At 74.2% G+C, this 24,023-nt stretch carries 19 protein-coding genes, 1 tRNA gene and 1 riboswitch; of the genes, 15 read left to right on the top strand and 5 right to left on the bottom strand.

Translation table 11 applies throughout. The annotated features are described in order from the left end of the window. Nucleotides 1-283 precede the first annotated feature (283 nt). Genes ACH4J0_RS20920 through ACH4J0_RS20910 form a run of 3 tightly spaced genes read left to right on the top strand, consistent with a single transcriptional unit; the run spans nt 284 to nt 4,694 of the window. Complete coding sequence (locus tag ACH4J0_RS20920) at nt 284-1,150, top strand: FAD binding domain-containing protein (protein ID WP_396242069.1); 867 nt, start codon at nt 284-286, stop codon at nt 1,148-1,150. After that, nucleotides 1,147-2,367: a 2Fe-2S iron-sulfur cluster-binding protein gene (locus ACH4J0_RS20915; protein ID WP_396242027.1), complete on the top strand. Its 1,221-nt coding sequence runs from the start codon at nt 1,147-1,149 to the stop codon at nt 2,365-2,367. The genes ACH4J0_RS20920 and ACH4J0_RS20915 overlap by 4 nt, the downstream gene beginning before the upstream one ends. Further along, a complete protein-coding gene (locus ACH4J0_RS20910; RefSeq protein ID WP_396242026.1) occupies nt 2,364-4,694 on the top strand; it encodes a xanthine dehydrogenase family protein molybdopterin-binding subunit in 2,331 nt (776 codons plus the stop codon). Before ACH4J0_RS20915 ends, ACH4J0_RS20910 begins: the two co-directional genes overlap by 4 nt. A 156-nt stretch (nt 4,695-4,850) precedes the next feature. Here ACH4J0_RS20910 and ACH4J0_RS20905 read toward each other — a convergent pair. Then, a tRNA-Cys gene (locus ACH4J0_RS20905) sits at nt 4,851-4,925 on the bottom strand. An 83-nt stretch (nt 4,926-5,008) separates the two neighbouring features. Beyond that, nucleotides 5,009-5,074, top strand: a riboswitch (guanidine-III (ykkC-III) riboswitch). Between the two features lie 44 nt (nt 5,075-5,118). Between ACH4J0_RS20905 and ACH4J0_RS20900 the strand changes: the two genes are divergently transcribed. Beyond that, on the top strand, nt 5,119-5,433 hold the full coding sequence (locus ACH4J0_RS20900; RefSeq protein WP_396242025.1) for a DMT family transporter: 315 nt from the start codon (nt 5,119-5,121) through the stop codon (nt 5,431-5,433). A gap of 94 nt (nt 5,434-5,527) precedes the next feature. Beyond that, on the top strand, nt 5,528-6,970 hold the full coding sequence (locus ACH4J0_RS20895) for an MFS transporter (RefSeq protein WP_396242024.1): 1,443 nt from the start codon (nt 5,528-5,530) through the stop codon (nt 6,968-6,970). A gap of 3 nt (nt 6,971-6,973) precedes the next feature. On the opposite strand, the gene ACH4J0_RS20890 is transcribed toward ACH4J0_RS20895, so the two are convergent. Continuing rightward, nucleotides 6,974-8,299, bottom strand: coding sequence for a hypothetical protein (locus ACH4J0_RS20890; protein ID WP_396242068.1), 1,326 nt, complete (start codon nt 8,297-8,299; stop codon nt 6,974-6,976). A 498-nt stretch (nt 8,300-8,797) separates the two neighbouring features. Between ACH4J0_RS20890 and ACH4J0_RS20885 the strand changes: the two genes are divergently transcribed. Genes ACH4J0_RS20885 through ACH4J0_RS20875 form a run of 3 tightly spaced genes read left to right on the top strand, consistent with a single transcriptional unit; the run spans nt 8,798 to nt 13,340 of the window. Beyond that, complete coding sequence (locus tag ACH4J0_RS20885; RefSeq protein ID WP_396242023.1) at nt 8,798-9,442, top strand: class F sortase; 645 nt, start codon at nt 8,798-8,800, stop codon at nt 9,440-9,442. Next, nucleotides 9,439-10,764, top strand: a complete 1,326-nt coding sequence (locus ACH4J0_RS20880) for an alpha/beta hydrolase-fold protein (protein ID WP_396242022.1) — start codon at nt 9,439-9,441, stop codon at nt 10,762-10,764. Before ACH4J0_RS20885 ends, ACH4J0_RS20880 begins: the two co-directional genes overlap by 4 nt. After that, entirely contained in the window at nt 10,761-13,340 is a 2,580-nt protein-coding gene (locus tag ACH4J0_RS20875) for a bifunctional lysylphosphatidylglycerol flippase/synthetase MprF (protein ID WP_396242021.1), read from the top strand. The genes ACH4J0_RS20880 and ACH4J0_RS20875 overlap by 4 nt, the downstream gene beginning before the upstream one ends. Nucleotides 13,341-13,460: 120 nt before the next feature. Here ACH4J0_RS20875 and ACH4J0_RS20870 read toward each other — a convergent pair whose 3' ends face one another. Beyond that, nucleotides 13,461-13,889 (bottom strand): SsgA family sporulation/cell division regulator, encoded by a 429-nt coding sequence (locus ACH4J0_RS20870; RefSeq protein ID WP_396242020.1) that lies wholly within the window; start codon nt 13,887-13,889, stop codon nt 13,461-13,463. A gap of 308 nt (nt 13,890-14,197) precedes the next feature. Between ACH4J0_RS20870 and ACH4J0_RS20865 the strand changes: the two genes are divergently transcribed. The 3 genes from ACH4J0_RS20865 (at nt 14,198) to ACH4J0_RS20855 (ending at nt 17,929) form a co-directional block, all read left to right on the top strand. After that, nucleotides 14,198-16,030: a DEAD/DEAH box helicase gene (locus ACH4J0_RS20865; protein ID WP_396242067.1), complete on the top strand. Its 1,833-nt coding sequence runs from the start codon at nt 14,198-14,200 to the stop codon at nt 16,028-16,030. Between the two features lie 373 nt (nt 16,031-16,403). Further along, nucleotides 16,404-17,054: an IclR family transcriptional regulator gene (locus tag ACH4J0_RS20860; protein WP_396242019.1), complete on the top strand. Its 651-nt coding sequence runs from the start codon at nt 16,404-16,406 to the stop codon at nt 17,052-17,054. Between the two features lie 68 nt (nt 17,055-17,122). After that, nucleotides 17,123-17,929: a S16 family serine protease gene (locus tag ACH4J0_RS20855; protein WP_396242018.1), complete on the top strand. Its 807-nt coding sequence runs from the start codon at nt 17,123-17,125 to the stop codon at nt 17,927-17,929. Nucleotides 17,930-18,047: 118 nt separating this feature from the next. Here ACH4J0_RS20855 and ACH4J0_RS20850 read toward each other — a convergent pair whose 3' ends face one another. Further along, nucleotides 18,048-18,605, bottom strand: a complete 558-nt coding sequence (locus ACH4J0_RS20850; protein WP_396242017.1) for an Lrp/AsnC family transcriptional regulator — start codon at nt 18,603-18,605, stop codon at nt 18,048-18,050. A 191-nt stretch (nt 18,606-18,796) separates the two neighbouring features. Between ACH4J0_RS20850 and ACH4J0_RS20845 the strand changes: the two genes are divergently transcribed. Further along, nucleotides 18,797-19,348, top strand: coding sequence for a VOC family protein (locus tag ACH4J0_RS20845; RefSeq protein ID WP_396242016.1), 552 nt, complete (start codon nt 18,797-18,799; stop codon nt 19,346-19,348). 7 nt (nt 19,349-19,355) lie between these two features. On the opposite strand, the gene ACH4J0_RS20840 is transcribed toward ACH4J0_RS20845, so the two are convergent. Beyond that, on the bottom strand, nt 19,356-19,901 hold the full coding sequence (locus ACH4J0_RS20840) for a hypothetical protein (RefSeq protein ID WP_396242015.1): 546 nt from the start codon (nt 19,899-19,901) through the stop codon (nt 19,356-19,358). A 156-nt stretch (nt 19,902-20,057) separates the two neighbouring features. On the opposite strand from ACH4J0_RS20840, the gene ACH4J0_RS20835 reads away from it, so the two are divergent. From ACH4J0_RS20835 to ACH4J0_RS20825, 3 genes are all read left to right on the top strand, one after another. Continuing rightward, a complete protein-coding gene (locus ACH4J0_RS20835) occupies nt 20,058-20,762 on the top strand; it encodes a response regulator transcription factor (RefSeq protein WP_396242014.1) in 705 nt (234 codons plus the stop codon). Nucleotides 20,763-20,779: 17 nt separating this feature from the next. Next, nucleotides 20,780-22,261, top strand: a complete 1,482-nt coding sequence (locus ACH4J0_RS20830) for a sensor histidine kinase (RefSeq protein ID WP_396242066.1) — start codon at nt 20,780-20,782, stop codon at nt 22,259-22,261. A gap of 289 nt (nt 22,262-22,550) precedes the next feature. Beyond that, nucleotides 22,551-23,951 (top strand): glycosyltransferase 87 family protein, encoded by a 1,401-nt coding sequence (locus ACH4J0_RS20825; RefSeq protein WP_396242013.1) that lies wholly within the window; start codon nt 22,551-22,553, stop codon nt 23,949-23,951. Nucleotides 23,952-24,023 lie beyond the last annotated feature (72 nt).

Below are 24,023 nucleotides of genomic sequence, written 5' to 3'. Positions count from 1 at the left end.
ACTTATGGACGGTCATCTGACGTCAAGAAGAGATGAACATCTGCCTCGACCTGATCAGGGTCGGGGTAGATACCGCCCGGTATCCGTCCCAATCGGGCAGTCCCGTTCACCGGTCCCGAAATGATCATCGAGCATTGTGTGCCAGAGTTGCCCAACCCGGCCCGATCGCCCGTACCCTACGGCCAGGCCGGGCTGCTGACGCGGACAGTGCGGCCGCGGCCGCGGGCGGCACGCGATCGATGAGCAAGTGGAGCACGGTGGGACCCAGGTGAACCGGACGATCATGCTGCCGGCCTCGCTCGACGAGGCCGTCGACGCGCTGGCCGCCGCCCCGGCCGCGGTACCGGTGGCCGGAGCCACCGACCTCATGGAGGCCGTCAACGCCGGACGGCTGCGCCCCGCCGCCCTGGTCGGCCTCGGCCGGATCACCGAACTGCGGGGCTGGCGCTACGAGGACGGCGGCACCGCCGTGCTCGGCGCCGGCCTCACCCACGCCCGGATGGACCGCCCCGACTTCGCCGCGCTCATCCCCGCCCTCGCCGACGCCGCCCGCACCGCCGGACCGCCGCAGGTCCGCAACGTCGGCACCCTCGGCGGCAACATCGTCACCGCCGCCCCGGCCGGCGACACCCTCCCGGTGCTCGCCGCCCTGGAGGCCACCGTCACCCTCGCCCGGGCCGGCGGCAGCCGAGAGGTGCCGGTCAGTCACCTGCTCACCGGCCTCGACCCGGTCCGGCCCGGCGAACTGCTCACCTGGGTGCGGGTCCCGCTGCTGCACGCTCCGCAGGTCTTCCTCAAGGCCACCGGCCGCAGCGGCCCGGCCCGCGCCACCGCCTCCGTCGCCCTCGTCCTCGACCCGGCCCGGCGCGCCGTGCGCTGCGCCGTCGGCGCCGTCGCCCCGGTGCCGCTGCGCCCGCTGGAGGCCGAGGCCTGGGTGGCCGGCTGCATCGACTGGGACGGCAGCCGGGAGATCGACCCGGCCGCGGGCGCCGCCTTCGGCGAGTACGTGGCCGCCGCCTGCGTCCCCGACAACTACGGCGCCGAGGGCGCCTGGGAGGCCGTGACCGAGGGGCCGACCGCGGCCGCCGTTCGGCTGCGGCGTACCGTATCGGTGCTGGCCCGACGGGCACTGGGAAGGGCGCTGAAGTGAGCACAGAACCCATCGAGACCCTCGACGCCGATCCGCTCGGCCTCGCCCCGCAGGTCAGCCGGGAGCTGCGCCCGTGCGCCTCCTACACCTTGCGGGTCAACGGTTTCGAACGGCCCGTCACCGACGCCTGGATCGGCGAGAGCCTGCTCTACGTGCTGCGCGAGCGGCTCGGCCTGGCCGGTGCCAAGGACGGCTGCGAGCAGGGCGAGTGCGGGGCCTGCTCGGTGCAGGTGGACGGCCAGCTGGTGGCCGGCTGCCTGGTGCCCGCCGCGCTGGCCGCCGACAGCGAGATCAACACCGTCGAGGGCCTGTCGGCCGGCGGCGGCGCGAGCGACGTCCAGCAGGCGCTGGCCGCTTCCGGCGCCGTGCAGTGCGGCTACTGCACCCCCGGCATGGCGATGGCCGTGCACGACCTGCTCCAGCGCAACCACCGGCCCACCGAGGTCGAGGCCCGGCAGGCGCTGTGCGGCAACCTCTGCCGCTGCACCGGCTACCGCGGCGTGCTGGCCGCCGTCCAGACCGTCGCGGACGCCCGCGCGCTGGAGGCCGAGGAGGCGGAGCGGGCCGCCGAGGATGCCGCCGCCGAACCGCCCGCCGGGGCCGGGTCGCCGGGCGCCGCGGCCACGCCCGCCGAGCAGCTCGCCGCCGTCGAGCCGGAGCCGGCCGTCGAGCCGCCGGTCTACGCCGACGCCGACGCCTGGATCGAGCACGTCCCCCAGCCGCCCGCCGAGCCCGTCGCCGCGTCCGACCACGTCGAGGCCCAGGCCCAGCTGCCGGCCGAGCAGCCGTACGGCGACGGCGGCTACGACACCGGCGTGTACGACACCTCCGCCCTGACGGCGATGCAGCCCGGCATCCCCGCCCAGGCCACCGGCGACCAGGTGTACTACCCGCCGCAGGGCTACCCCGAGCAGCCCTACCAGGCCACCCCCGCCCACGGCACCTACGTGCCGCCCGGCTACCCGGACGGCCACCAGCAGCAGAACGGCTACGACACCGGCTACGACGCCCCGGTCTACGAGCCCACCCCCGCGCACGGCACCCCGCTGCCCGGCGCCGTCCACGACGGCACGCCGCCGCACGGCACCCCGTACGCGGACCCGCACGGTGCCCCGGCCGAGGGCGGTGCCCCGGCCGGCGTCCCGACCACCGGCGTCCCCCATGGCGCCACCCCCGCCCACGGCATCCGGCTCCCCGAGGACGACCACGCATCATGACGTCGCCTACCGACATCGGCGCAGCACTCCAGCAGGACGGCGGCGAGGGCGGCGCCGCACCGGAGCCCTTCGGCCTGGGCAGCTCACCGCTGCGCAGCGACGCGCTGCCCAAGGCGCTCGGCATCTACCCGTACGCCGCCGACCTGTGGGCCGAGGGGCTGCTGTGGGGTGCGGTGCTGCGCTCGCCGCACCCGCACGCCCGGATCCGCGGCATCGACACCTCGGCCGCGCTCGCCCTGCCCGGCGTGCACGCCGTGGTCACCGCCGCCGACCTGCCGCCCGGCCCGGACGGCCTGCCGGACGGCGCCCCGGCCGGCCCGATCGTCGCCGACCGGCCGGTGCTGGCCGCGGGCGTGGTGCGCCACCACGGGGAGCCGATCGCCGCGGTCGCCGCCGACCACCCGGACACCGCCCGGCTGGCGGTCGGCCTGATCGCGGTCGACTACGAGCCGCTGGAGGCGGTCACCGACCCCGAACAGGCCTTCACCGCCCCGGCGCTGCACCCGGACGGCAACCTGTTCCGCCACCTGCCGCTGCGCACCGGCGACCCGGACGCGGTCGGCGAGATCGTCGTCGAGGGCCTCTACCAGGTCGGCCGGCAGGACCCGGCGCCGCTCGGTGCCGAGGCCGGGCTGGCCGTCCCGCGCCCGGACGGCGGGGTGGAGCTGCACCTGTCCTCCACCGACCCGCACGGCGACCGCGACCGCACGGCCGCCTGCCTCGGCCTGGAGCCCGACCGGGTCCGGCTGGTGGTCACCGGCGTGCCCGGCGCCACCACCGACCGCGAGGACATCTCCTTCCAGGTCACCCTGGCGCTGCTGGCGCTGCGCACCGGCCGCCCGGTGAAGATGACCCTCACCCGCGAGGAGTCCTTCCACACCCACACCTCGCGCCACCCCGCACTCCTGCGCTACCGCCACCACGCCGACGCGGAGGGCAAGTTGGTGAAGGTGGAGGCCCAGATCCTGCTGGACGGCGGCGCCTACGCCGACGTCTCGGCCGAGGCGCTGGCCGCCGCGACGGCCTTCTCGGTCGGCCCGTACGTCTGCCCGAACGTGTTCGTGGACGCCTGGGCGGTGCGCACCAACAACCCGCCCGCCGGGCGGATGCGCGGCGAGGGCGCGCTGCAGGCCTGCTTCGCGTACGAGTCGCAGCTGGACCAGTTGGCCGCCCGGGTCGGCGTGGACCCGGTGGAGATCCGCCGCCGCAACGCGATGGCCACCGGCGATCCGCTGCCCACCGGCCAGGCCGTCACCTGCCCGGCCCCGGTGAAGGCGCTGCTGGACGCGGTGGCCGCCGAGCCGCTGCCGGCCCTGCCGGTGGACGACCCGGACGCCGAGTGGCTACTGCCCGGCGGGCCGGGCGGCGCCGGGGATCCGTCGGCGGTGCGGCGCGGGATCGGCTACGCCGTCGGCATGGTGCACATGCTGGGCGCGGAGGGCGAGGACGAGGTCTCCACCGCCACCGTGCGGGTCAGCGGTGACCACGCCACGGTGATCTGCGCGGCCGTCGACGCCGGGCAGGGTTTCGCCACGCTGGCCCGGCAGATCGTGCAGACCGTGCTGGGCGTCAGCGAGGTCTACATCGCGCCGGCCGACAGCGACCAGTCGATCGCCGGGCCCTCCGCGCGCGGTAGGCACACCTGGGTCTCCGGCGGAGCGGTCGAGCGGGCCGCGCTGATGGTCCGCCACCAGCTGCTGCAGCCGATCGCGGCCAACTTCGGGATGTCGGTGGAACTGCTCCAGATCGCCGACGGCAAGATCACCTCGTACGACGGGGTGCTCGGCATGCCGGTCGCCGAGGCACTGGAGGGCAAGGAGCTCTGGGCCACCGCCCAGTGCCGCCCGCACCCGACCGAGCCGCTGGACGAGTCCGGGCAGGGGGACGCCTTCGTCTCCATCTCCTTCTGCGCGATGCGCGCCGTGGTGGACGTGGACATCGAGCTGGGGGCGGTCCGGGTCGTCGAGATGACCGTCGCCCAGGACGTCGGCCGGGCGCTGAACCCGCGCCAGATCGAGGACCGGATCGAGGCGGGCGTGGCCCAGGGGGTCGGCCTGGCGCTGATGGAGGACCTGCAGACCACGGGCGGGCTGCTGGGCAACCCCTCGCTCACCGGCTACCGGCTGCCCACCTCGCTGGACACCCCGGAGGTGCGGATCGCCGCGCTGCTGGAGGAGCGGGACGTGGTCGCCACCTTCGGGGCCAAGGCGGTCAGCGCGGTGCCCGCGGTGGTCGCCCCCTCGGCCGTAGCCGCCGCCGTCCGGGCCGCCACCGGTCTGCCGGTCGGCCGGCTGCCGATCCGTGCGGAGGACGCCGTCACGGCCTGAGCGGAGAATCCGGATCCGGTGGTCCTCCGATCCGGATCCGGTGTTCCGGATGCGCCCGTCGGAATCCGGAACGACGAATGCGGAACGACGAATGCGGAACGACGAATGCGGAATTGCCGGTCGACTCCTCCGAGTCGACCGGCAATTGCCTTTTGCTGGAGGCCGTGGCGGGAATTGAACCCGCGTACACCGCTTTGCAGACGGTTCCCTGAGCCACTCGGGCACACGGCCAGTGAATTCAGGATGGCCGACCGCCCGAACGGGGTCAATGAACTCGTGTGAATTCTGTGTGGCAACGTGTGCTACGGTCGGCAGCGGTGGCTTTTTTCCCGCCACCCCGGACGAGCGCGTCGTACCCGGTGACGACAAGACGACGCAGTTCAGCGGCAATCCGGCCGCTGTGGACTGCGGAGGTACGGCCGTCATGGCTTGGCTCGTTCTGATCGTCTCGGGTCTCCTGGAGACCGTGTGGGCGGTGGCCCTGGAATCGTCCAAGGGCTTCTCCCGCCTCATTCCCGGCCTCGTCTTCGGCGTCGCGCTGCTGTTCAGCATGGGCGGACTGGCCTACGCGATGCGCACCATCCCGATCGGCACCGGGTACGCGGTCTGGGTGGGAATCGGCGCGGTCGGCACCGCGCTCTACGGCATGGCCGTCCTGGGGGACCCGGCGACGGCGGCCCGGATCGGCTGCCTGCTCCTGATCGTCTCCGGTGTGGTGGGGCTCAAGGTGCTGCACTGACCGCTCGGGGCGCCCGGTCCCAGGCCTGCGGACCGATCCGGTCACCGACCCGAGTCAGGGGTCATCGAGGCGGACGGCCCTTACGATGTCACGTATGACCACTGCCTCCCCCACTTCGGTCGACTCCACCCCCGTACCCTCCGGCGCCGACCCCGGTGGAGGGGTCCTCGGCGGCCGCTACCGCGCGCTGACGCTGGGGATCGTGTCGGTGGTCCTGGTGATCGCCTTCGAGGCGACCGCCGTCAACACCGCGATGCCGACCGCGGCCCGCCAGCTGAACGGCCTCGGGCTGTACGCCTTCGCCTTCTCCGGCTACTTCACCACCACGCTGTTCGCCCTGGTCGTCTCCGGCCAGTGGTGCGACCGGCGCGGCCCGCTGCGGCCGCTGTTCACCGGCATCGCGGTGTTCGGCGCGGGCCTGGTGGTGGCCGGGACGGCACCCGGCATGTGGGTGTTCGTGGCCGGACGGGCGATCCAGGGCCTGGGCGGCGGGCTGGTGATCGTCGCGTTGTACGTGGTGGTCGGCCGGGCCTACCCGGAGCGGCTGCGCCCGTCGGTGTTCGCCGCCTTCTCCTCGGCCTGGGTGCTGCCCTCGATCGTCGGCCCGCTGGTCTCCGGGGCCGTCACCCAGCACCTCGGCTGGCGCTGGGTGTTCCTGGCGGTGCCGGTGCTGATCCTGCTGCCGCTGGCCGTGATGGGCCCCGCGCTGGCCCGCTCCGAGCGGGAGCACCCGGTGCCCCGGGGCGCGGACTTCGACCGCCGCCGCACCCTGCTGGCCGCGATGGCCGCGGTCGGCGCCGGGCTGCTGCAGTACGCGGGCCAGCGGCGCGACCTGGTCGGGCTGCTCCCCGGGATCGCCGGGGCGGTGCTGCTGGTGCCGGCCGTCCTGGGGCTGCTGCCGAAGCGGACCCTGCGCGCCGGGCGCGGGCTGCCGACGGTGATCCTGCTGCGGGGGGTGGCGGCGGGGGCGTTCTTCGCGGCCGAGGCCTTCATCCCGCTGATGATGACCACCGAGCGGGACTTCTCGCCCACGCTGGCCGGTCTCACCCTGACCAGCGGCGGGCTCTCCTGGGCGCTGGGCTCCTGGCTCCAGGGGCGGCCGGGGGCCGAGCGCTACCGCGGGGCGATGATCCGCGGCGGCTTCGTGCTGACCGCGGTGGCGATCGCGGGCGCCGCGCTGGTGCTGATCCCGGCGGTGCCCTCCTGGACGGCGTCGGTGGCCTGGGGTGTCGGCGGCGTCGGGATGGGGCTGACGGTCGCCAGCGTCAGCGTGCTGATGATGCGGCTCTCCGCGCCCGAGGACGCGGGGGCCAACTCGGCCGCGCTGCAGATGAGCGACGCGCTGGGCAACGTGCTGCTGACCGGCCTGGCGGGGGTGCTGTTCGCGGCGCTGGGAGGCGGCTCGCCGGCCGCCGCCCACGAGGGCGCCGGGGCCGCCGGTGGCTCGCCCGGTGCTTTCGCGGCGATCCTGCTGGTGATGGCCGCGGTGGCGGTGCTGGGGGCGCTGCTCTCGAGCCGGGTCCGCGCCCGGGCCTGAGGGTCAGCCGGCCGCGGCCGCGGCGGTGGCGGTGGAGGGGGCGGCGGGGGCGGGGACCGGCGGTGCCGCCGGGGTGCCGAGGAAGCCCTCCCAGCCACCGGCCGGGGACTGGCCAGGGCCGAGGCTCCGCAGCTTGCGCAGCACCGCCGGGTCCTGGGCGTCCAGCCAGTCCACCAGCTGGCGGAACGAGACCAGCCGGACCTCCGGCTTGCCCGCGATCGACTTGAGCGCGTCCTCGACGGCGTTCATGTAGATGCCGCCGTTCCACTCCTCGAAGTGGTTGCCGATGATGTACGGCGCCCGGTTGCTGTTGTAGGTGCGGTCGAAGCCCATCAGGTAGGAGTCCCGCGCCTGCGCCTGGAAGCCCGCGTAGAGCGCCGGATCGGCCTTGGTGTTGGGGCCGCACTGGTTGAACATGATGTTGTAGTCCATCGACAGCACCTGGAAGGTGTGCCCGGGGAAGGGGATGGCCTGGAGCGGGAGGTCCCACAGCGCGCCGCCCTGGATCTTCTGCGGCCACACCTGGGTGCCGTTGCCGCTGCTGTCGTAGCGCCAGCCGCGCTTGACCGCGGTGGGCAGCAGGTTGCGCTGGCCCTCCAGGCAGGGGGTGCGGCTGCCGATCAGCTCCTTGCCGTAGTCGAAGGGCAGTGCCGGCAGGTCGGTGAAGCCGGTGTTGGTGCGCCAGTTCGTCACGAAGTCCATCGCCTGCTGGATCTCGCTGTCCCACTCCTCCGGGGACCACGCTGCGACGCCGGTGGAGCCGCAGAAGTGGCCGTTGAAGTGGGTGCCGATCTCGTGGCCCTCCAGCCAGGCGGCGTGCACGTTCTCCAGGGTGTCGTGGATGTGCTGGTCGCTCAGGTAGCCGATCTCGGAGGCGCCGACCTTGTGCTGCGGCGGGCGGTACAGGTCCTTCTTGGACTCGGGCAGCAGGTAGAGGCCGCTGAGGAAGAAGGTCATCGAGGCGTTGTGCTCCTGGGCCAGCCGGCGGAAGCGGGCGAACAGGCCGTTGTCGAGCTCGCCGGCGCCGTCCCAGGAGAAGACCACGAACTGCGGGGGCCGCTGGCCGGGCTGGAGCCGCTCGACGACGGGCTGGTGGGGCTGGGGGCCGGTGTCCGAGGTGGAGCCGTCGCCGATCAGGACGGCCCGGGGCTTCTGCGGGGCCGGGGCCGGGACGGCGCTCTGGATCCCGGGCGCCGGGGCGATCGGGGCGGCGTTGCCGACCGCGTGCTCCCCGCCCCCGCCGGCCCGGTCGCTGCCGCAGCCCGCCGCCAGGGTGGCGGCGGTGGCCGCTCCGGCGGCCAGCAGGGTTCGGCGGGAGAGCGCGTCCATGGTCACTCCGTTCATCAGGCGTTCGGCAGGAGGGCGGCGTTCGGCAGGCGGGCGGCAGGCGGCGCGCCGGCGACCGGGGTGCGTGCGGTGAGCGTGCGGGCGGGCGTCGCGCCCGGGGCAGGCGAGCGGCCTGCGGAAGTCCGGTGGGACCGGAGGGGGATGGAGCCCGTGACCGGGTCAGCATGCCATGCGGGCCAGAACGGTCAGAGAGGCGCAGCGAACGGTCGTTATCGATCGCCCGATTGACGCAACCGAACCGGCGGGCCGGAACGTCGATGCTGTTCGACGGGTGGTAGTGCCGAGCAGCCCGTATGCACGACGGGATTGTCACGCTCCGTCACTAAAAGGCCACGGAGTGCTGGATCGGGGCCGCCGACCCTGCCGATCGGCGGGTGCGGGTACGACCGTGGTGGGGACGTGCCTTAGGGTCCGATCCGATTGAATGGGTTCCCAGGAAACTCCCAGGAATGGGATCAGGGCCGGCAGAGGGGAGCACCCGTGGGCGTCCAGCAGGACAGGAGTCCCTGGCCGGGCACCCTCGCGGCCTGCGCCGCGCTGGTGCTCGGTGCCTGGCTGCTGCACGACGGCGGCTCGGCCGTCCTGCCGCCCGCGCCCGGTGCCGGGCAGGCGCTGTCCGGCTTCGCCCCGGTCTCGATCGTCCCGCCGCTCGGCCCGTCCACCCCGACCAGGGTCCGCATCCCGGCCGTCCGGCTGGACGCCCCCGTCACCCAGTTGGGCCTGGACCCGGACGGCCACCTCCAGGCCCCGCCCGCGGCCGACCGCAACCTCGCGGGCTGGTACCGCGGCGGCGCCAGCCCCGGCCAGCGCGGCACCGCCATCCTGGCGGGGCACGTCGACAACGAGACCGGGCCGGCCGTCTTCTACCGCCTGGGAGCGCTCCACCGGGGCGACCGGATCGAGATCGCCCGCGCCGACGGCGCCACCGCCGTCTACCAGCTGTACGCCATCGAAGTGCACGACCGAAAGGACTTCCCGGACGACCGGGTCTACCGCCAGGCCGCCGACGCACAGCTGCGGGTGATCACCTGCGGCGGCGCGTACAGCGAGGAACACGGCTACGAGGGCAACGTCGTCGCCTACGGATTCCTGGCCGACACCACATCGCCGGGCAAAGCCGCATGACCACGCTCACCCTCGCCACCCGCTGGAACCCGATCGACTGGCCGCTCACCCACGGCCCCATCCCGTACGCCGTGCTCGCCGCGGGCTGGGTCGCGCTGCTCGCGCTCTGCCTGGGCCGTGAGCGCAGCTGGTGGCGGTTCCGCCTGCCCGCTGCGCTGATCACCGCGGCGGCGCTCAGCCTGTTGCTGGGCGTCGTGGTCGACGGCTGGTGGCACCCCTTTCCGGAGGGCACGCCCCGGTACGTCACCTGGTGGGTCGCCGTCGCCCTGCTGGGTTTCTGCCTGGCGGGCTACCGGATGCGCCGGCTCTCCTGGCCGCGCCGGGGCCTCGCGCTCGGCCTCAGCGGGCTGGTCCTGCTGATGGCCGCCTCCGAGGTCAACATCGGCTTCGGGCAGTTCCCCAGCGGGCGGGTGATGCTGGCACCGTGGCTGACCAGGACGGACGACACGGTCGCGGTCAAGGTCGCGCAGACCCTGTCCGCCCGTCCGGGGCAGGTGCTCGACGAGGTCTGGCAGCCGCCCGCGAACCTGCCCGACAAGGGCACCGTCTCGGTGGTGCCGATCCCCGGTACCCGGTCGGGCTTCAAGGCGCGCGACGCTTACGTCTACCTTCCGCCCGCCTACCAGGCCACCCCGCGCCCCATGCTGCCGGTGGTGGTCATGCTCTCCGGTCAGCCCGGTGTGCCGGGGGACTGGGTGCTCGCGGGACAGATCAACGAGGCGCTGGACGCGTTCGCCGCCCAGCACGGCGGTCTGGCGCCGATCGTGGTGATGCCCGATCAGCTCGGTTCGACCTGGGCCAACACCCTCTGTCTGGACTCGAAGATCGCCAAGGTCCAGACCTACCTCGCGGTGGACGTGCCCAACTGGATCCAGCGGAACCTGCAGGCCGCTTCCGGCCGGAAGTCCTGGGCGATCGGGGGCGCCTCGATGGGTGGCACCTGTGCGCTCCAACTCGGGGTCAACGCGCCCGACGTGTACGGCATCGTCCTCGACATGTCCGGGCAGGAGGAGCCCACCCTGGGCACCCGGGCGGACACCGTCAAGGCGGCCTTCGGCGGCGACGGGGCGAAGTTCGACGCCGTCGACCCGCTGCACGTCATGGCCCGCCGCAGGTTTCCGGACACCAGCGTCGCCCTGGTCGTCGGCGAGACGGACACGGAGTTCCGGCCACAGATGGAGAAGGTCTACCAAGCCGTGCAGGCCGCCGGTATGAAGGCGAAGTTCGAACTCATGCCGGGCTCCCACGGCTGGGTCGTCTTCCGGCCCGGCATCGTCCAGCAGATCCCGTGGCTGGCCCAGCAGACCGGCCTCACCCGGTGATCGGGACGGGTGCCGCGCCGGCCACCGCCGTCGGCGAGAAGGCGCGAGCGGAGCGGCGGGACACGGAGGTGACGGCAGCCCAGGGCGCCGACCTCGCCCCGGTCACCCGTACGCCGGAGGCGGGCCCCCAGCGGATGCGCCGGGCGGCCCGGGTGCTCGGGGACCAGCTGCGTTCGGCGCCGCTGACCCTGGCGCTGCTGGCCGGGCTCTGGGCGCTCGGCGCGGCCACCGGGAGCCTGTCCGGCGGGCCCTCCGCCCGGCTGCTCGCCCGTACCGGCGTCGGGCCGCCCACGCTCGGCGAGGGCCGCTGGTGGACGCCGGTCAGCTCGCTGCTGTGGTGCTCGGGCATCGGCGCGTACGTCTTCACCAGCTTGCTGCTGCTCCTGGTCGGCCCGGCCGCCGAGCGCCGGCTCGGACGGCTGCGCACCCTCGCGGTGCTGGCCGGCGGGCAGGTGGCGGGCACCCTGCTGGGCACGGCGCTGGTCGAGTTCGGCTCGCTGGCCGGCGAGCAGTGGACCGTGTCGGTGGCCGACCAGACCTCGGTCGGGCCCGGCGTCGGCCTGTTCGCCCTGGCCGGAGTGCTCGGCTTCCGGCTCACCGTGCTCTGGCGCCGCCGGCTCCACCTGCTCGTGTTGCTCGTCCCGCTGGTCATGACGCTGTACGTCGGCCACCTGCAGAGCGTCCAGCGGTGCGCCGCCGCGCTGCTCGGTCTCGGGGCGGGCGCGCTGCTCAGCCGCGGCCGGCCGTACCTGCCCAGCCACCGCTCCTCGCACTCCGAGACCCGGGTGCTGGTCGCGCTCTGCCTGGTCGCCGCGGCCTGCGGACCGTTGATCGCCTCGCTGTACGACAACGCCAGCGGGCCCTTCAACACCTTCTCCGAGCTGTACTTCTCCCACCGGCTCAGCCCGGAGGAGGTGGCGGACTTCTGCGCGGTCTCGGCGCACGACTGCGCCCGGGCGCACGCCGTCGAGCGGATATTCGACACCCCGGGCCGGCTGATGGCAGCGCTGTTCCCGGCGCTGCTGCTGGTGCTCGCCGAGGGGCTGCGCCGGGGCCTGCGGTTCGCCTGGCGGATCAGTGTCGCCACCGAGCTGCTCTGGACGGCGCTGCTGGCCTGGCTGTACTTCGAGGCCGGGCCGGTCAGCGGGGACGTGGTGCAGTACTTCGTCGAGGCGATGCTGCTGCCGCTGCTGACCACAGGTCTGCTGCTGGCGACCCGCCAGCGGTTCCGGCAGCGGCTGTCCGGACGGGCGGTGCGCCGGCTGGCCCTGGTGGTCGGCGGCGCCGCGCTGGCCGCCTCGGCGGCGTACGCGGGCCTCGGGCGGCTGGCGGCCGGGCAGTTCGAGCCGGGCGCGGACCTGCGCGGGCTGGCGAACGGGCTCCCGGCCCAGTTCCTGCCGCCCGCCTACAACGACCTGCTGCCGGACTACCCGATCGCGGTCGGCCCGGTGGCGCTGTTTCTGGAGACGTACTGCGGGCTGGCGTTCTGGGTGGTCGCGCTGGGCGCGCTGCTGTCGGCGTTCCGCCGGCCGATGCTGCACGCCGACGCGGCGGCGGCCGCCCGGGCCCGGGCGCTGCTCACCACGCACGGCGGCGGGACGCTGTCCTTCATCACCACCTGGGACGGCAACCACTACTGGTTCGACGAACAGGGCCGCGCGGCCGTCGCCTACCGGGTGGTCGGCACCGTGGCGCTGACCACCGGCGACCCCTTCGGCGCCCCGGAGGACCGGGCCCGGGCCGTGGCCGGCTTCGCCCGGTACTGCGACGCGCGGGGTTGGACGCCGTGCTTCTACAGCGTCGGCGCCGGGACCAGGGCGTCGGCCGCCGAGCTGGGCTGGCGCTCGGTTCAGGTCGCCGAGGACACCGTGGTGCCGCTGCCCGAGCTGGCCTTCACCGGCCGCAAGTGGCAGGACATCCGCACCGCCCTCAACAAGGCCGGCAAGCAGGGCATCACCGCGGAGTGGTGGACGTACCACGAGGCGCCGCTCGCGCTGCGGGAGCAGATCCGGGCGATCTCCGAGGAGTGGGTCTCCGAGAAGGGCCTGCCCGAGATGGGCTTCACCCTCGGCGGGCTGGAGGAACTGGACGACCCGGACGTGCGGGTGCTGGTCGCGGTGGACGGGGAGCGGGTGGTGCACGGGCTGACCAGCTGGATGCCGGTGTACGAGGACGGCGTGCCGGTCGGCTGGACGCTGGACTTCATGCGGCGGCGCTCGGACGGCTTCCGCGGCGTGAACGAGTTCCTGATCGCCTCGGCCGCACTCGGCTTCAAGGGCGAGGGCGCGCGCTTCCTGTCGCTCTCGGGCGCGCCGCTGGCCCGCGCCAGGCAGGACGAGGAGCCCACCGGGCTGCAGCGGACGCTGGACTGGATGGGCAGGGTGCTGGAGCCGGTGTACGGCTTCCGCTCGCTGCTGGCGTTCAAGGCGAAGTTCCAGCCGGAGTACCGGCCGATGTACATGGCCTACCCCGACCCGGCCGCGCTGCCCGGCATCACCAGGGCGATCGGCAAGGCCTACCTGCCGCACCTCACGGCGGCGCAGGGCGTCCGGCTGATGCGCAAGCTGTCGGGCTGAGCCCGGTGGGCGGGCGCGGGCAGCTCCCGGGCCCCGGACCCGGGCGGCCGTCCCACGACCTGCGGTGACGGGTTCTGACGTCCGGAAGCGCGGGGGCGCTCCCGGACGCCGGGCACCTCGTCAGCCGAGCAGCTGGGCGAGCGCGCGGTCGGCGTCCAGGTGGAGGTGCTCCTCGCCCTCGGGGACGAGCAGCCGGCTGCGCCACAGGAAGCGCCGCAGGTCGGCCGTGTCGAACTGGAGCAGCGCGGTGCCCTCGGGGGCCCGCAGCTCGACCATGGTGCGCCGGCCGGCCGTGGGCCGGACGTGGACGTCGCCGACGCCGGCCGGCAGCTCCAGGCCGGAGGAGAGCAGCTGGCGGGCGAACACCCAGACGATGTCCTCGGCGCTCAGGCCGTCGTCGGCGTCGTCCAGCGAGAACTCCGCGGGAAAGGCCATCCGGACCGCGAAAGGGTCCTCCGGCAGGTAGGACAGCACCACGCGCAGCCGGGCGCAGCGGTGGGGGGAGAGGATCAGTCGGGCCTGGACGGTCTCTTCGACGGGGGAGTACAAGGGTGGTTCCCTTCCTTCGGTGCCGGCCGCGCGACGGCAGGTGGGGTGGGCGCGGCCTCACCCTGGTGAGAGTCCCGGGGGCACCGGGGATTACCCGGTTCCGAGGGTGATCGCCGGTGACCTGCGTCACATCGATTTCCGGCCGTCCGGGCCCGGCGCGGAGCCCGGCCTGGAGGTCCGAGTAGCCCCGGACCGGTACGCTGGGCGGGTTGTCCGATCGCCGCCCGACCGCGGGACGGGGCCGCAAAACCGCCTCTGACCTGCGATGATCCCCCTCGGAGACCGTGAGTACTGCCGCCGCCTCCTCGATGCCGCTGTTCTCCGACGCACCGGAGCTGCAGGAGCCCGCCCGGGCCGCCGGCCATGCCGCGCCCGCCGCCTCGCACCACCTCTCCCCGGCCTTCCCCGGCCGCGCCCCCTGGGGCACCGCGGGCAAGCTGCGGGCCTGGCAGCAGGGGGCGCTGGACAAGTACATCGAGACCCAGCCGCGCGACTTCCTCGCGGTCGCCACCCCGGGCGCAGGCAAGACCACCTTCGCGCTCACCCTGGCCTCGTACCTGCTGCACAACCACCTGGTGCAGCAGGTGACGGTCGTCGCGCCGACCGAGCACCTGAAGAAGCAGTGGGCCGAGGCCGCCGCGCGGATAGGCATCCGGCTGGACCCGGCGTACTCCTCCGGGCCGCTCTCCCGGGACTACCACGGCATCGTGGTGACCTACGCGGGCGTCGGGGTCAACCCGATGCTGCACCGCAACCGCACCGAGGCCCGCAAGACCCTCGTGATCATGGACGAGATCCACCACGCCGGTGACTCCAAGTCCTGGGGCGAGGCCTGCTTCGAGGCCTTCGAGCCGGCCACCCGCCGACTGGCGCTGACCGGGACGCCGTTCCGTTCGGACACCAACCCCATCCCGTTCGTCGCGTACGAAGCGGGCAGCGACGGCATCCGCAAGTCCGTCGCCGACTACACCTACGGCTACGGGCACGCGCTCGCCGACCACGTCGTCCGTCCGGTGATCTTCCTCAGCTACAGCGGCAACATGCGCTGGCGCACCAAGTCCGGCGACGAGCTGGAGGCCCGGCTCGGCGAGCCGATGACCAAGGACCTGATCGCCCAGGCCTGGCGCACCGCGCTGTCCCCGCAGGGCGAGTGGATCCCGTCCGTCCTCCAGGCCGCCGACCGGCGGCTGACCGAGGTCCGCAAGGCGATCCCGGACGCCGGCGGACTGGTGATCGCCACCGACCAGAACGTGGCCCGCGCCTACGCCAAGATGCTGCGCGAGATCAGCGGCGAGAAGGTCACCCTGGTGCTCTCGGACGAGGCCGAGGCCTCGAAGAGGATCTCCGACTACGCGGCGGGCACCTCGCGCTGGATGGTCGCCGTCCGCATGGTGTCCGAGGGCGTCGACGTGCCCCGGCTGTGCGTCGGGGTGTACGCCACCTCGATCTCCACCCCGCTGTTCTTCGCCCAGGCCGTCGGCCGCTTCGTGCGCGCCCGCAAGCGCGGCGAGACGGCCTCGGTGTTCCTGCCCACCATCCCGATGCTGCTGGGCTTCGCCAACGAGATGGAACTCCAGCGCGACCACGTCCTGGACCGGCCGAAGAAGGAGGGCGACGGCCTCTTCGACGAGGAGGACCGGCTGCTCGCCGAGGCCGAGCGGGCCAACGACGGGCCGGACGGCGCGGGCGGCGAGGAGTTCTCCTACGAGGCGCTGGGCTCCGAGGCGGTCTTCGACCGGGTGCTGTACAACGCCATGGAGTTCGGCATGCAGGCCCACCCCGGGAGCGAGGAGGAGGAGGACTACCTCGGCATCCCGGGCCTACTGGAACCCGACCAGGTCCAGATGCTGCTGCAGAAGCGCCAGCACCGGCAGATCCAGCGCAGCAAGACCAAGCCCGCCGAGGAGGCGGACCTCCTGGAGCTGCCGGCCGAGCAGCGGCCGGTGGTCACCCACCAGGAGCTGCGGGAGCTGCGCAAGGAGCTGAACGCGCTGGTGGCCGCCTGGCACCACCGCACCAGCCAGCCGCACGGCACCATCCACAACGAGCTGCGCCGCCAGTGCGGCGGGCCGCTGACCGCGCAGGCCACCGCCAACCAGCTGAAGGCGCGGATCGCCAAGATCCGGGAGTGGGCGAAGTAACGGTCCCGCGGACGGGTCCGGGCCGCTCCGGCCCGGACCCGTCCGTTCCCGGGTGTCCGGACATCGGACCGGCATCGAACTGACGCCCTGTCGGAGGCGGAGAAATGGCGGGGTTTGTCCGGAATTCCCGATGGTGGCGGTGACGATCACGCCCGAATTTTGGACAACTACTTCCGCCGCGAGATTTCCTTCACTACCTTTCCCCCACGCTCTTCCGCCGGGCAACCCCCGCGGGACGGGCTCCGCAGGACCGTGCGGCCGTCAAGGACGACACCGCCCGGCCCGAGCGCGGCCACCCCCCACCTGCGCGCGACCCAGACCCCCGGGCCCGGCGCCGCACGCCCCGCGAGCGCCGCGGAAAGGACCGCCCGTCGTGACTGCCGAGACCTCCCAGACGCTGGACCGCGGCGTCCGCGTCCTCAAACTCCTCGCCGACTCCGAGCGCGGGCTCACCGTCACCGAGCTGGCCGCCCGGCTCGCCGTCAACCGCACCGTGGTCTACCGGCTGCTCGCCACCCTGGAACAGCACGGCCTGGTCCGCAGGGACATCGGCGGCCGCGCCCGGGTCGGCCTGGGCGTGCTGCGGCTGGCCCACCGGGTGCACCCGCTGCTGCGGGAGGCCGCGCTGCCCGCCCTGCGCAGCCTCGCCGAGGACCTCGGCGCGACCGCCCACCTGACCCTGGTGGACGGCAACGAGGCGCTGGCCGTCGCCGTGGTCGAGCCCAGCTGGACCGACTTCCACGTCGCCTACCGCACCGGACTGCGCCACCCGCTCACCGAGAGCGCGGCCGGCCGGGCGATCCTGGAGGCCCGCCACTTCCCCAGCCAGCGCCGGCCCGAGCAGGGCTTCGTCATCACCCGCGCGGAGGAGCAGTCCGGAGCCAGTGGGGCCGCTGCCGCGCTGCTCGGGCTGAGCGGCATCGAGGGCAGCGTCGGCGTGGTGATGCTCAACGGGCTGGTGCCCGAGCGGGTCGGCCCCCGGGTGGTGGAGGCGGCCACCGAGGTCGCCGACGCGCTGAGGTAGCTCCCCGGTGGCGGAACGGAGCGGTGGGCGGACCACGCGGCGGTGCCGGGTGTGTTTGGATTCCCCTTGTGTCCGACACCAAGCTGCCCAAGGCCCTCTCGTCCCCGCGGACCCGCGCGCTCGCGCTCTGCGGGGTGCTGATCGCCGCGCTGTTCGGCGTGGCCGCGTTCGTCCCGCTGCCGTACACCGTCACCTGGCCGGGCCTGACCGCGGACACCCTGGGCGCGTACCGGGACAAGCCGGTGCTCACCATCAGCGGGGCGCCGCTGCGCAGCACGACGGGGGAGCTGCGGATGGTCACCATCACGGCCACCAACGCGGACCAGCGGACCTCCCTGCGGCGCTCGCTGCAGGCGTGGTTCGACCCCAAGGAGGCCGTGCAGCCGACCGAGGTGGTGTACCCGGAGAGCAGCCCGGCCAAGGCCGACGAGGAGACGGCCGAGCAGATGGCGCAGTCGCAGGACAGCGCCACCGCGGCCGCGCTCGGCTACCTCCACCTCTCGCCGGACCAGGTGAAGGTCAAGGTCGACCTCGGCGACGTGGGCGGCCCCAGCGCCGGGCAGATGCTGGCGCTGGGCATCGTCGACAAGCTGGCCGGCGACGGCAAGGGTGGCGACCTCACCGGCGGGCTCAAGATCGCGGGCACCGGCACCATCGACAAGGACGGCACCGTCGGTCCGGTCGGCGGCGTCCCGCTGAAGACCCAGGCGGCGGCCCGGGACGGCGCGACGGTCTTCCTCGTTCCCAAGGACGAGTGCAAGGACGCCGAGGTGAACACCCCCAAGACGCTGCGGCTGGTGCCGGTGGGCACGCTCGCCGAGTCGGTCGCGGCCCTGGACGCGCTGAAGAGCGGCGGCAGCGTCCCCAGCTGCTGACCCGGCCGGCCGCCGACCCGGCTGACCGGCTCCCGGGCCCGTGCGCGGAGCCCGGGGCCACCGGGCTGACGGGCCTCACGCCTGTGCCGGACCGGCGCGTCGGCCCCGGCGGACCGTGCTACTCGGCGGCGGCCTGGTCCACCAGCGGCAGGATCCGGTAGGGCACCGGGTTCTCCAGCACGATCGCGGTGGAGGAGCGGACGATCCCGTCGAAGCCCACCACCCGGTCGATCACCCGCTGGAGGTCCGCGTTCGACCGGGCCACGATCCGCACCAGCATGTCCCCGATCCCGGTGATGGTGTGCAGCTCCAGCACCTCAGGCACCCGCGCCAGGTGCGCCCGCACGTCCGCGCCCTGGCCCTGGGAGATCTCCAGGGTGGCGAAGGCCGTCACCGGGTAGCCGATCGCCGCCGGGTCCACCTCCGGGCCGAACCCGCCGATCACCCCCTTGGCCTGCAGCCGGTCCAGCCGGGCCTGCACCGTGCCCCGGGCGACCTGCAGCCGGCGCGAGCACTCCAGCACGCCGATCCGGGGCTCCTCCGCCAGCAGCCGGATCAGCCGGCCGTCCAGGGCGTCGATGGAGTCGTTCCCGCCGCCCGCCGGGGTGGTGGAAGCGCCCTGGGGGGCGGGGGAGTCGGGCGAGCCGGGGGAGCTCGGGGACTGGGCGGGGGGCATCGCGGCTCCGTCCTCCGGTGGGCATTCTGTACAGCGGCGCCGCCGATTGTCCCGCCCCGGGGCGCAGCTTGACCAGGATGAAACGGAACGGTTGCGCGCCGGTGGGCCCGGCGCCACCCTCCAGCCACGATCCCGCGCCCCGGGCCCCACCCCGGGCGACGGGTGGTCCGTACGCCTACCGGGAGGCCGTCATGACCCACACCGCCGCCGAACCCGTCCCGCTCGCCGCGGGACCGGCCGAGGGGCCGGAGGAGCCGGGCCCGCTGCCGGCGGGCCGCGCCGACGCGGTGGTCTTCGTGGTCGGCGACGCGCAGCGGGCGGCCCGCCGCTACCGCGCGGCGCTTGGGCTGCGCTGCACCGCGTACGCCGGGCCGGAGACGGGTGATCCGGAGGCGGTCTCGTACGTGCTCACGGCGCCCGGAACGCGGATCGTGCTCACCTCGCCGGTGCAGGTGATCGGACCGCGCGGCCGGGAGCTGGCGGAGCACCTGGAGCGGCACGGGGACACGGTGCTGGACCTCGCGGTGAGCGTGCCGGACGTCTACTACGCGTACGACTACGCCGTCGACCGGGGCGCGCTGTCGCTGGCCGAGCCGTACGAGGTGCGGGACCGGTTCGGCTCGGTGGTGCTGGCCACCATCGGGGTGCCCGGCGGCTCCAGACACACCCTGGTCGACCGGGCGGGCTACGCGGGGCCGTACCTGCCGGGGTACGAGCCCTTCGCCGGCTGGCCGACGCGTTGACGCCGGATCAGCGGACCGCGGTCTCCACGACCGGCGGGTGGCCGTTCCAGTAGACGAAGACCGAGTTGGCCTGGTTGTCCTTGGTGAAGTCCACCCGCATCCACTGCTCGCCGTTCCACACCTGCATCTGCCACCCCGGATCCGGGGTGGCGGAGACCAGCGAGGCCTTGTCGGTGCGGATGTCCAGGGCGACCCGGCCGCCGGGGATCGGGTAGCTGCGCACCGTGGACGTGGACGTGGACGTGGTGGTGGGCGTCGGGCGTCTGGCGGGCGGGGCGGCGGCGCCGGCCGGGGTGGTGGCAGGGGAGTGGGCGGCGGTGGTGGTCGCGGTCGGGGAGGCGGGCTGGGTCGGGGTGTCCGCCGTCGGCGCGGGGCCGGGGGCGGCGGTCGCGCTGCGCGGGGCGCCGCCGGCCTTCGGGGAGGGCAGCGGCAGCGCGGCGGGCTGCTCGAACGCGGCCCCGGTCAGCACCGCGTGCACGCCGAGCCAGGACAGCGCCACCGCCGCTCCGGTGGCCGTCGCCCAGGCGCAGAGCTGTACCAGTCCGTTCCGCATCGTCCGCACATCCTGCCGTACTTCCCGGTCGGCGCAGTCCGGCACCCCCGGTGTTCGGCAAGGCAGTTGCACAATGTCCGGACCCGTACCGGACCCGCGCCGGACGCGTCCCCGAGGTACAGACCACTGCCCGCCGATGGCGTACCGTTCAGGGCCATGGCAACAGTGCTCGTGGTCGAGGACGACCCCTTCGTACGTTCCGCGCTCATCCGCCACCTGACCGACACCGGTCACGCGGTCCGCAGTGTGGGCACGGCCCTGGAGGCGCTTCGGGAGGTCGCCCAGGTCGGCTGCGACCTGGTGATCCTGGACCTCGGCCTGCCCGATCTGGACGGCAGCGAGGCGCTGAAGATGATCCGGGGCCTGACGAACGTTCCGGTGATCATCTCCACCGCGCGGGACGACGAGGCGGAGATCGTCCGGTTGCTCAACGACGGCGCCGACGACTACCTGGTGAAACCCTTCTCCGGGGAACACCTGAGCGCCCGGATGGCCGCCGTGCTGCGCCGGCTCGGCGGCGGCGCCGCGCCCGTCGCCCAGGCGCTGCGGGTCGGCGGACTGGCCATCGACCTCCAGCGGCGCGAGGCAGTCCTGGACGGGCGGCCGCTCGACCTGACCCGGCGTGAGTTCGACCTGCTGGCCTTCCTGGCGGCCCGGCCCGGCGTCGTGGTGCCGCGCAAGGAGATCCTCGCCGAGGTCTGGCAGCAGACCTACGGCGGCGACCAGACCATCGACGTCCACCTCTCCTGGCTGCGCCGCAAACTCGGCGAGACCGCCTCCAACCCCCGCTACCTGCACACCGTCCGGGGCGTGGGGGTCCGGCTGGAGGCCCCAGGGGGAGCCGCGGAGCACCGGACGTGAAGCGGTTCGCGCACTCGCTGCGCTGGGCCATGATCAAGGCCGCGGTGGCGGGAACCACCATGGTCGCGCTGGCCTTCCTCATCCCGCTCGGCCTGATGGTCCAACAGACCGCCCGGGACCGGGCGTTCACCGCCGCGGAGCGGCAGGCCGCGGCGCTCGGGCCGGCGCTGGCCATCACCACCGACCAGGACGCCATCGACCGGGCGCTGGCCAGCACCGACGCGGGGGCGCAGGGGCGGATGGCGGTGCACCTGCCGGTGCCGGCCGGGGCGGTGGGCGCCGGGGGAACGAGTGCCCAGGGAACGAGTGCCGAGGGAGCGGGCGCCGGAGGGCAGGCGGGGCCGGGGGGCGACGCGGGCCCCGGCGGGCCGACCATCGGGCAGGGGCGCGCCGCCGCGGTGGACGTGGCCACGGCCGGCGGCCAGGGCCGGGCCTTCACCGTCGCCGCGCCGGGCGGCTACGCACTGCTCCAGCCGGTCGCCGTCGACACCGGCCGCACCGCCGTGATCGAGGTGTTCGTCGCCGAGAGCGACCTCACCCGGGGTGTCTCCACCGCCTGGCTGGTGCTCTCCGCGGTCGCGCTCGGCCTGGTCGCCATCTCGGTGCTGGTCGCCGACCGGATGGGCGGCCGGATCGTCGCCTCCGCCCGCCGACTCGCCGCCGCCGCCCGCTCACTCGGCGCCGGGAACCTCGCGGTCCGCCTCCCGGTGGAGGGCGAGCAGGCCGACGGCAGCCCCGAGGAACTGCGCGAAGCCGCCCACGCGTTCAACACCATGGCCGACCGGGTCGCCCAACTCCTCGCTGCAGAACGCGAGTTGGCTGCCGACCTCTCGCACCGGCTGCGCACCCCGCTGACCGTGTTGCGCCTCAACGCCGCCTCGCTCGGTGACGGCGACGCGGCCGACGCCACCCGGCACGCCGTGGCCCAGCTCGAACGCGAGGTCGACCAGATCATCCGCTCCGCCCGGCGCGCCCCCGAGGACGCGCCCGCCGTCACGGTCGGCTGCGACGCCGCCGAGGTGATCCGCGAACGGGTCGGCTTCTGGTCCGCGCTCGCCGAGGACGAGGGCCGCCGCTGCCAGCTGGCCGGAGCCGACCGCGCCGCGCCGGTACCCGTCCAGCGCGGCGACCTGGCCGCCGCCGTCGACGCACTGCTCGGCAACGTCTTCCGGCACACCGCCCTCGGCACCGCCTTCTCGGTCGACGTCCTGGCCACCGACTCTTCGGTGATCGTGCTGGTCGGCGACGCCGGGCCCGGCTACAGCGACCCGGCCGCCGCCCTGAAACGCGGCGAGGGCCACGGCGGGGAGGGTTCCACCGGCCTCGGGCTGGACATCGTCCGCAAGCTCGCCGAGTCCACCGGCGGGGACCTCGTGCTCGGCCGCTCGGCCGTCCTCGGCGGCGCGGAGACCCGGCTGCGGCTGCGCAGCCGTCCGGAGGAGGCCCAGTCCGCCCGGCCCGGGCGGCGGCGGAGCCGGGGCGCGCTGTTCCCCCGGTGACGCCGGAACGGTGCCGGTCGTCGGGGGAAGTTCCTCAAGTGCGGCTCAAGGGAGTTCCGTCCCTCGCTCGGCCGGCCGATCCGGTCCCCCGGCGCCGCTAGCGTCGGTGGGGCCTGGTCGCCCACCCCACTCCGGGCCCCCGACAGCCCCGTCCGTCCGTGCTCAGTCCGCAGCCGAGCACGGCGGGACGGGGCGCTTTTGTCACTTTGCGTAGTCGATCGCCCCCAGGACGGGACCGGCCCCATCCGGTATCGTCGCTGGTTGGCCGAGCGGTGAGACGGAGTGGACAGTGACAGCGGTGCAAGACGAGCGCAGCCCGGCGCGGGCCGTACCCGCGTCTTCGCCCGCCCGCCTGTCCGACCGGGTGCGGCTCGCTCTCCGTGCCCCCGTGCGCGCGCTGCGTGAGGCCCCCCGGCGCCCGATGCTGGTCGCCTCCACCTTGGCGCTGCTGTCGCTGCTCGCCTACGCGGTGGTCCGCCACTTCGTCCACACCTCGATGGTCGACATGATCGTCTACCGCGCGGAGGGCGCCGCCGTCGCCAACGGCAACGACCTCTACGCGCTGCGCGTCACCGAGTGGAACCTGCCCGCGACCTACCCCCCGTTCGCGGCGATGCTGTTCGTCCCGACCACCTGGTTCCCGATCGCCTTCCTCCGGGTGGCGATCACTCTCGGCAATCTCGGGCTGCTCGCCCTGATGGCCCACCTGTCCTTCAAGCTGGTCGGCTGGCCGCGCCGCGAGCTGCGGCCGATCGGGGTGGTCCTGGTCACCGGCCTCGGGGTCTGGCTCGAACCCGTCTTCACCACGCTCCGGTACGGCCAGATCAACCTCGCGCTCGGCTGCCTGATCCTCTGGGACCTGACCCGGTCGGACGGGCACCGCAGCAAGGGCCTGGCGATCGGCATCGCCGCGGGCATCAAGCTCACCCCCGGCCTGTTCGCCGTCTACCTGCTGATCACCGGCCGGGTCCGGGCCGCCTTCACGGCCGGCCTCACCTTCCTCGGCACCTTCCTGATCGGCACGCTCGTCCTGCCCGACGCCACCTGGGGCTTCTGGACCAAGTACCTCTACGACTCCTCCCGGGTCGGCAAGACCGAGATCGTCGACAACCAGTCGCTGCGCGGCGCCTTCGCCCGGCTGCTGCACACCTCGAACCCCGGCATCCTCGCCACCCTCGGGGTCGGCGTGGTCGCCGTCGCCGGCCTCGCCATCGCCGCCTGGGCCGCCCGCAGCGGCCGCTGGCTGCCCCGGTCCGAGGCCTGGGGCGTCTGCGTCGCGGCCGTCACGGCCGTGCTGATCTCCCCGATCAGCTGGACCCACCACTGGGTCTGGTGCGTCCCGATGCTCGTCCTGCTCGCCGCCGAGGCCTCCGTCGAGCGCGCCCGCCCCGCGGCCGTCCGCCGGCTGCGCTGGCGGGCCGCCTTCTGGGCCACCCTGCTCGCCTTCCTGTCCTTCGCGATGTGGGCGGCGAAGCCGCTCGGTGCGGCCGTCCTCCACATGTCGCCGCTGCGCCAACTGCCCACCTCGATCTATCCGTGGGTCGGACTCTGCTTCCTGCTCGCCGCAGCCATCCGGATAAGGGCCCGGCGCCGCTCCGCCGGTGCCCCGCTCGTCCGGCTCCCCGGCCAGCGGGACGGCGGCGGCCCGGACGCCGCCCGCGGTCGTCAGCAGGCCCCCGCGGCCCGCTGAACGGGCGGGGGCGCCCCCGCTTCTGCCCTTCCCCGCCTTCCCCGCCTTCCCCGCCTTCCCCGCTTTCCTTGC

Origin of the sequence: Kitasatospora sp. NPDC017646, assembly GCF_044329365.1 — a bacterium.
Lineage (GTDB): Bacteria > Actinomycetota > Actinomycetes > Streptomycetales > Streptomycetaceae > Kitasatospora.
The sequence above is the reverse complement of the archived record's forward strand: the minus strand, read 5'-3'. Positions and strand labels throughout refer to the sequence as shown.

What these genes read in the sequence shown, in the direction of transcription:
- ACH4J0_RS20920 (WP_396242069.1), top strand. Translation starts at nt 284, where the DNA reads ATGCTGCCGGCCTCGCTCGACGAGGCCGTCGACGCGCTGGCCGCCGCC.
- ACH4J0_RS20910 (WP_396242026.1), top strand. Translation starts at nt 2,364, where the DNA reads ATGACGTCGCCTACCGACATCGGCGCAGCACTCCAGCAGGACGGCGGC.
- ACH4J0_RS20900 (WP_396242025.1), top strand. Translation starts at nt 5,119, where the DNA reads ATGGCTTGGCTCGTTCTGATCGTCTCGGGTCTCCTGGAGACCGTGTGG.
- ACH4J0_RS20895 (WP_396242024.1), top strand. Translation starts at nt 5,528, where the DNA reads ATGACCACTGCCTCCCCCACTTCGGTCGACTCCACCCCCGTACCCTCC.
- ACH4J0_RS20890 (WP_396242068.1), bottom strand. Translation starts at nt 8,299, where the DNA reads ATGGACGCGCTCTCCCGCCGAACCCTGCTGGCCGCCGGAGCGGCCACC.
- ACH4J0_RS20880 (WP_396242022.1), top strand. Translation starts at nt 9,439, where the DNA reads ATGACCACGCTCACCCTCGCCACCCGCTGGAACCCGATCGACTGGCCG.
- ACH4J0_RS20865 (WP_396242067.1), top strand. Translation starts at nt 14,198, where the DNA reads ATGCCGCTGTTCTCCGACGCACCGGAGCTGCAGGAGCCCGCCCGGGCC.
- ACH4J0_RS20850 (WP_396242017.1), bottom strand. Translation starts at nt 18,605, where the DNA reads ATGCCCCCCGCCCAGTCCCCGAGCTCCCCCGGCTCGCCCGACTCCCCC.
- ACH4J0_RS20845 (WP_396242016.1), top strand. Translation starts at nt 18,797, where the DNA reads ATGACCCACACCGCCGCCGAACCCGTCCCGCTCGCCGCGGGACCGGCC.
- ACH4J0_RS20840 (WP_396242015.1), bottom strand. Translation starts at nt 19,901, where the DNA reads ATGCGGAACGGACTGGTACAGCTCTGCGCCTGGGCGACGGCCACCGGA.
- ACH4J0_RS20835 (WP_396242014.1), top strand. Translation starts at nt 20,058, where the DNA reads ATGGCAACAGTGCTCGTGGTCGAGGACGACCCCTTCGTACGTTCCGCG.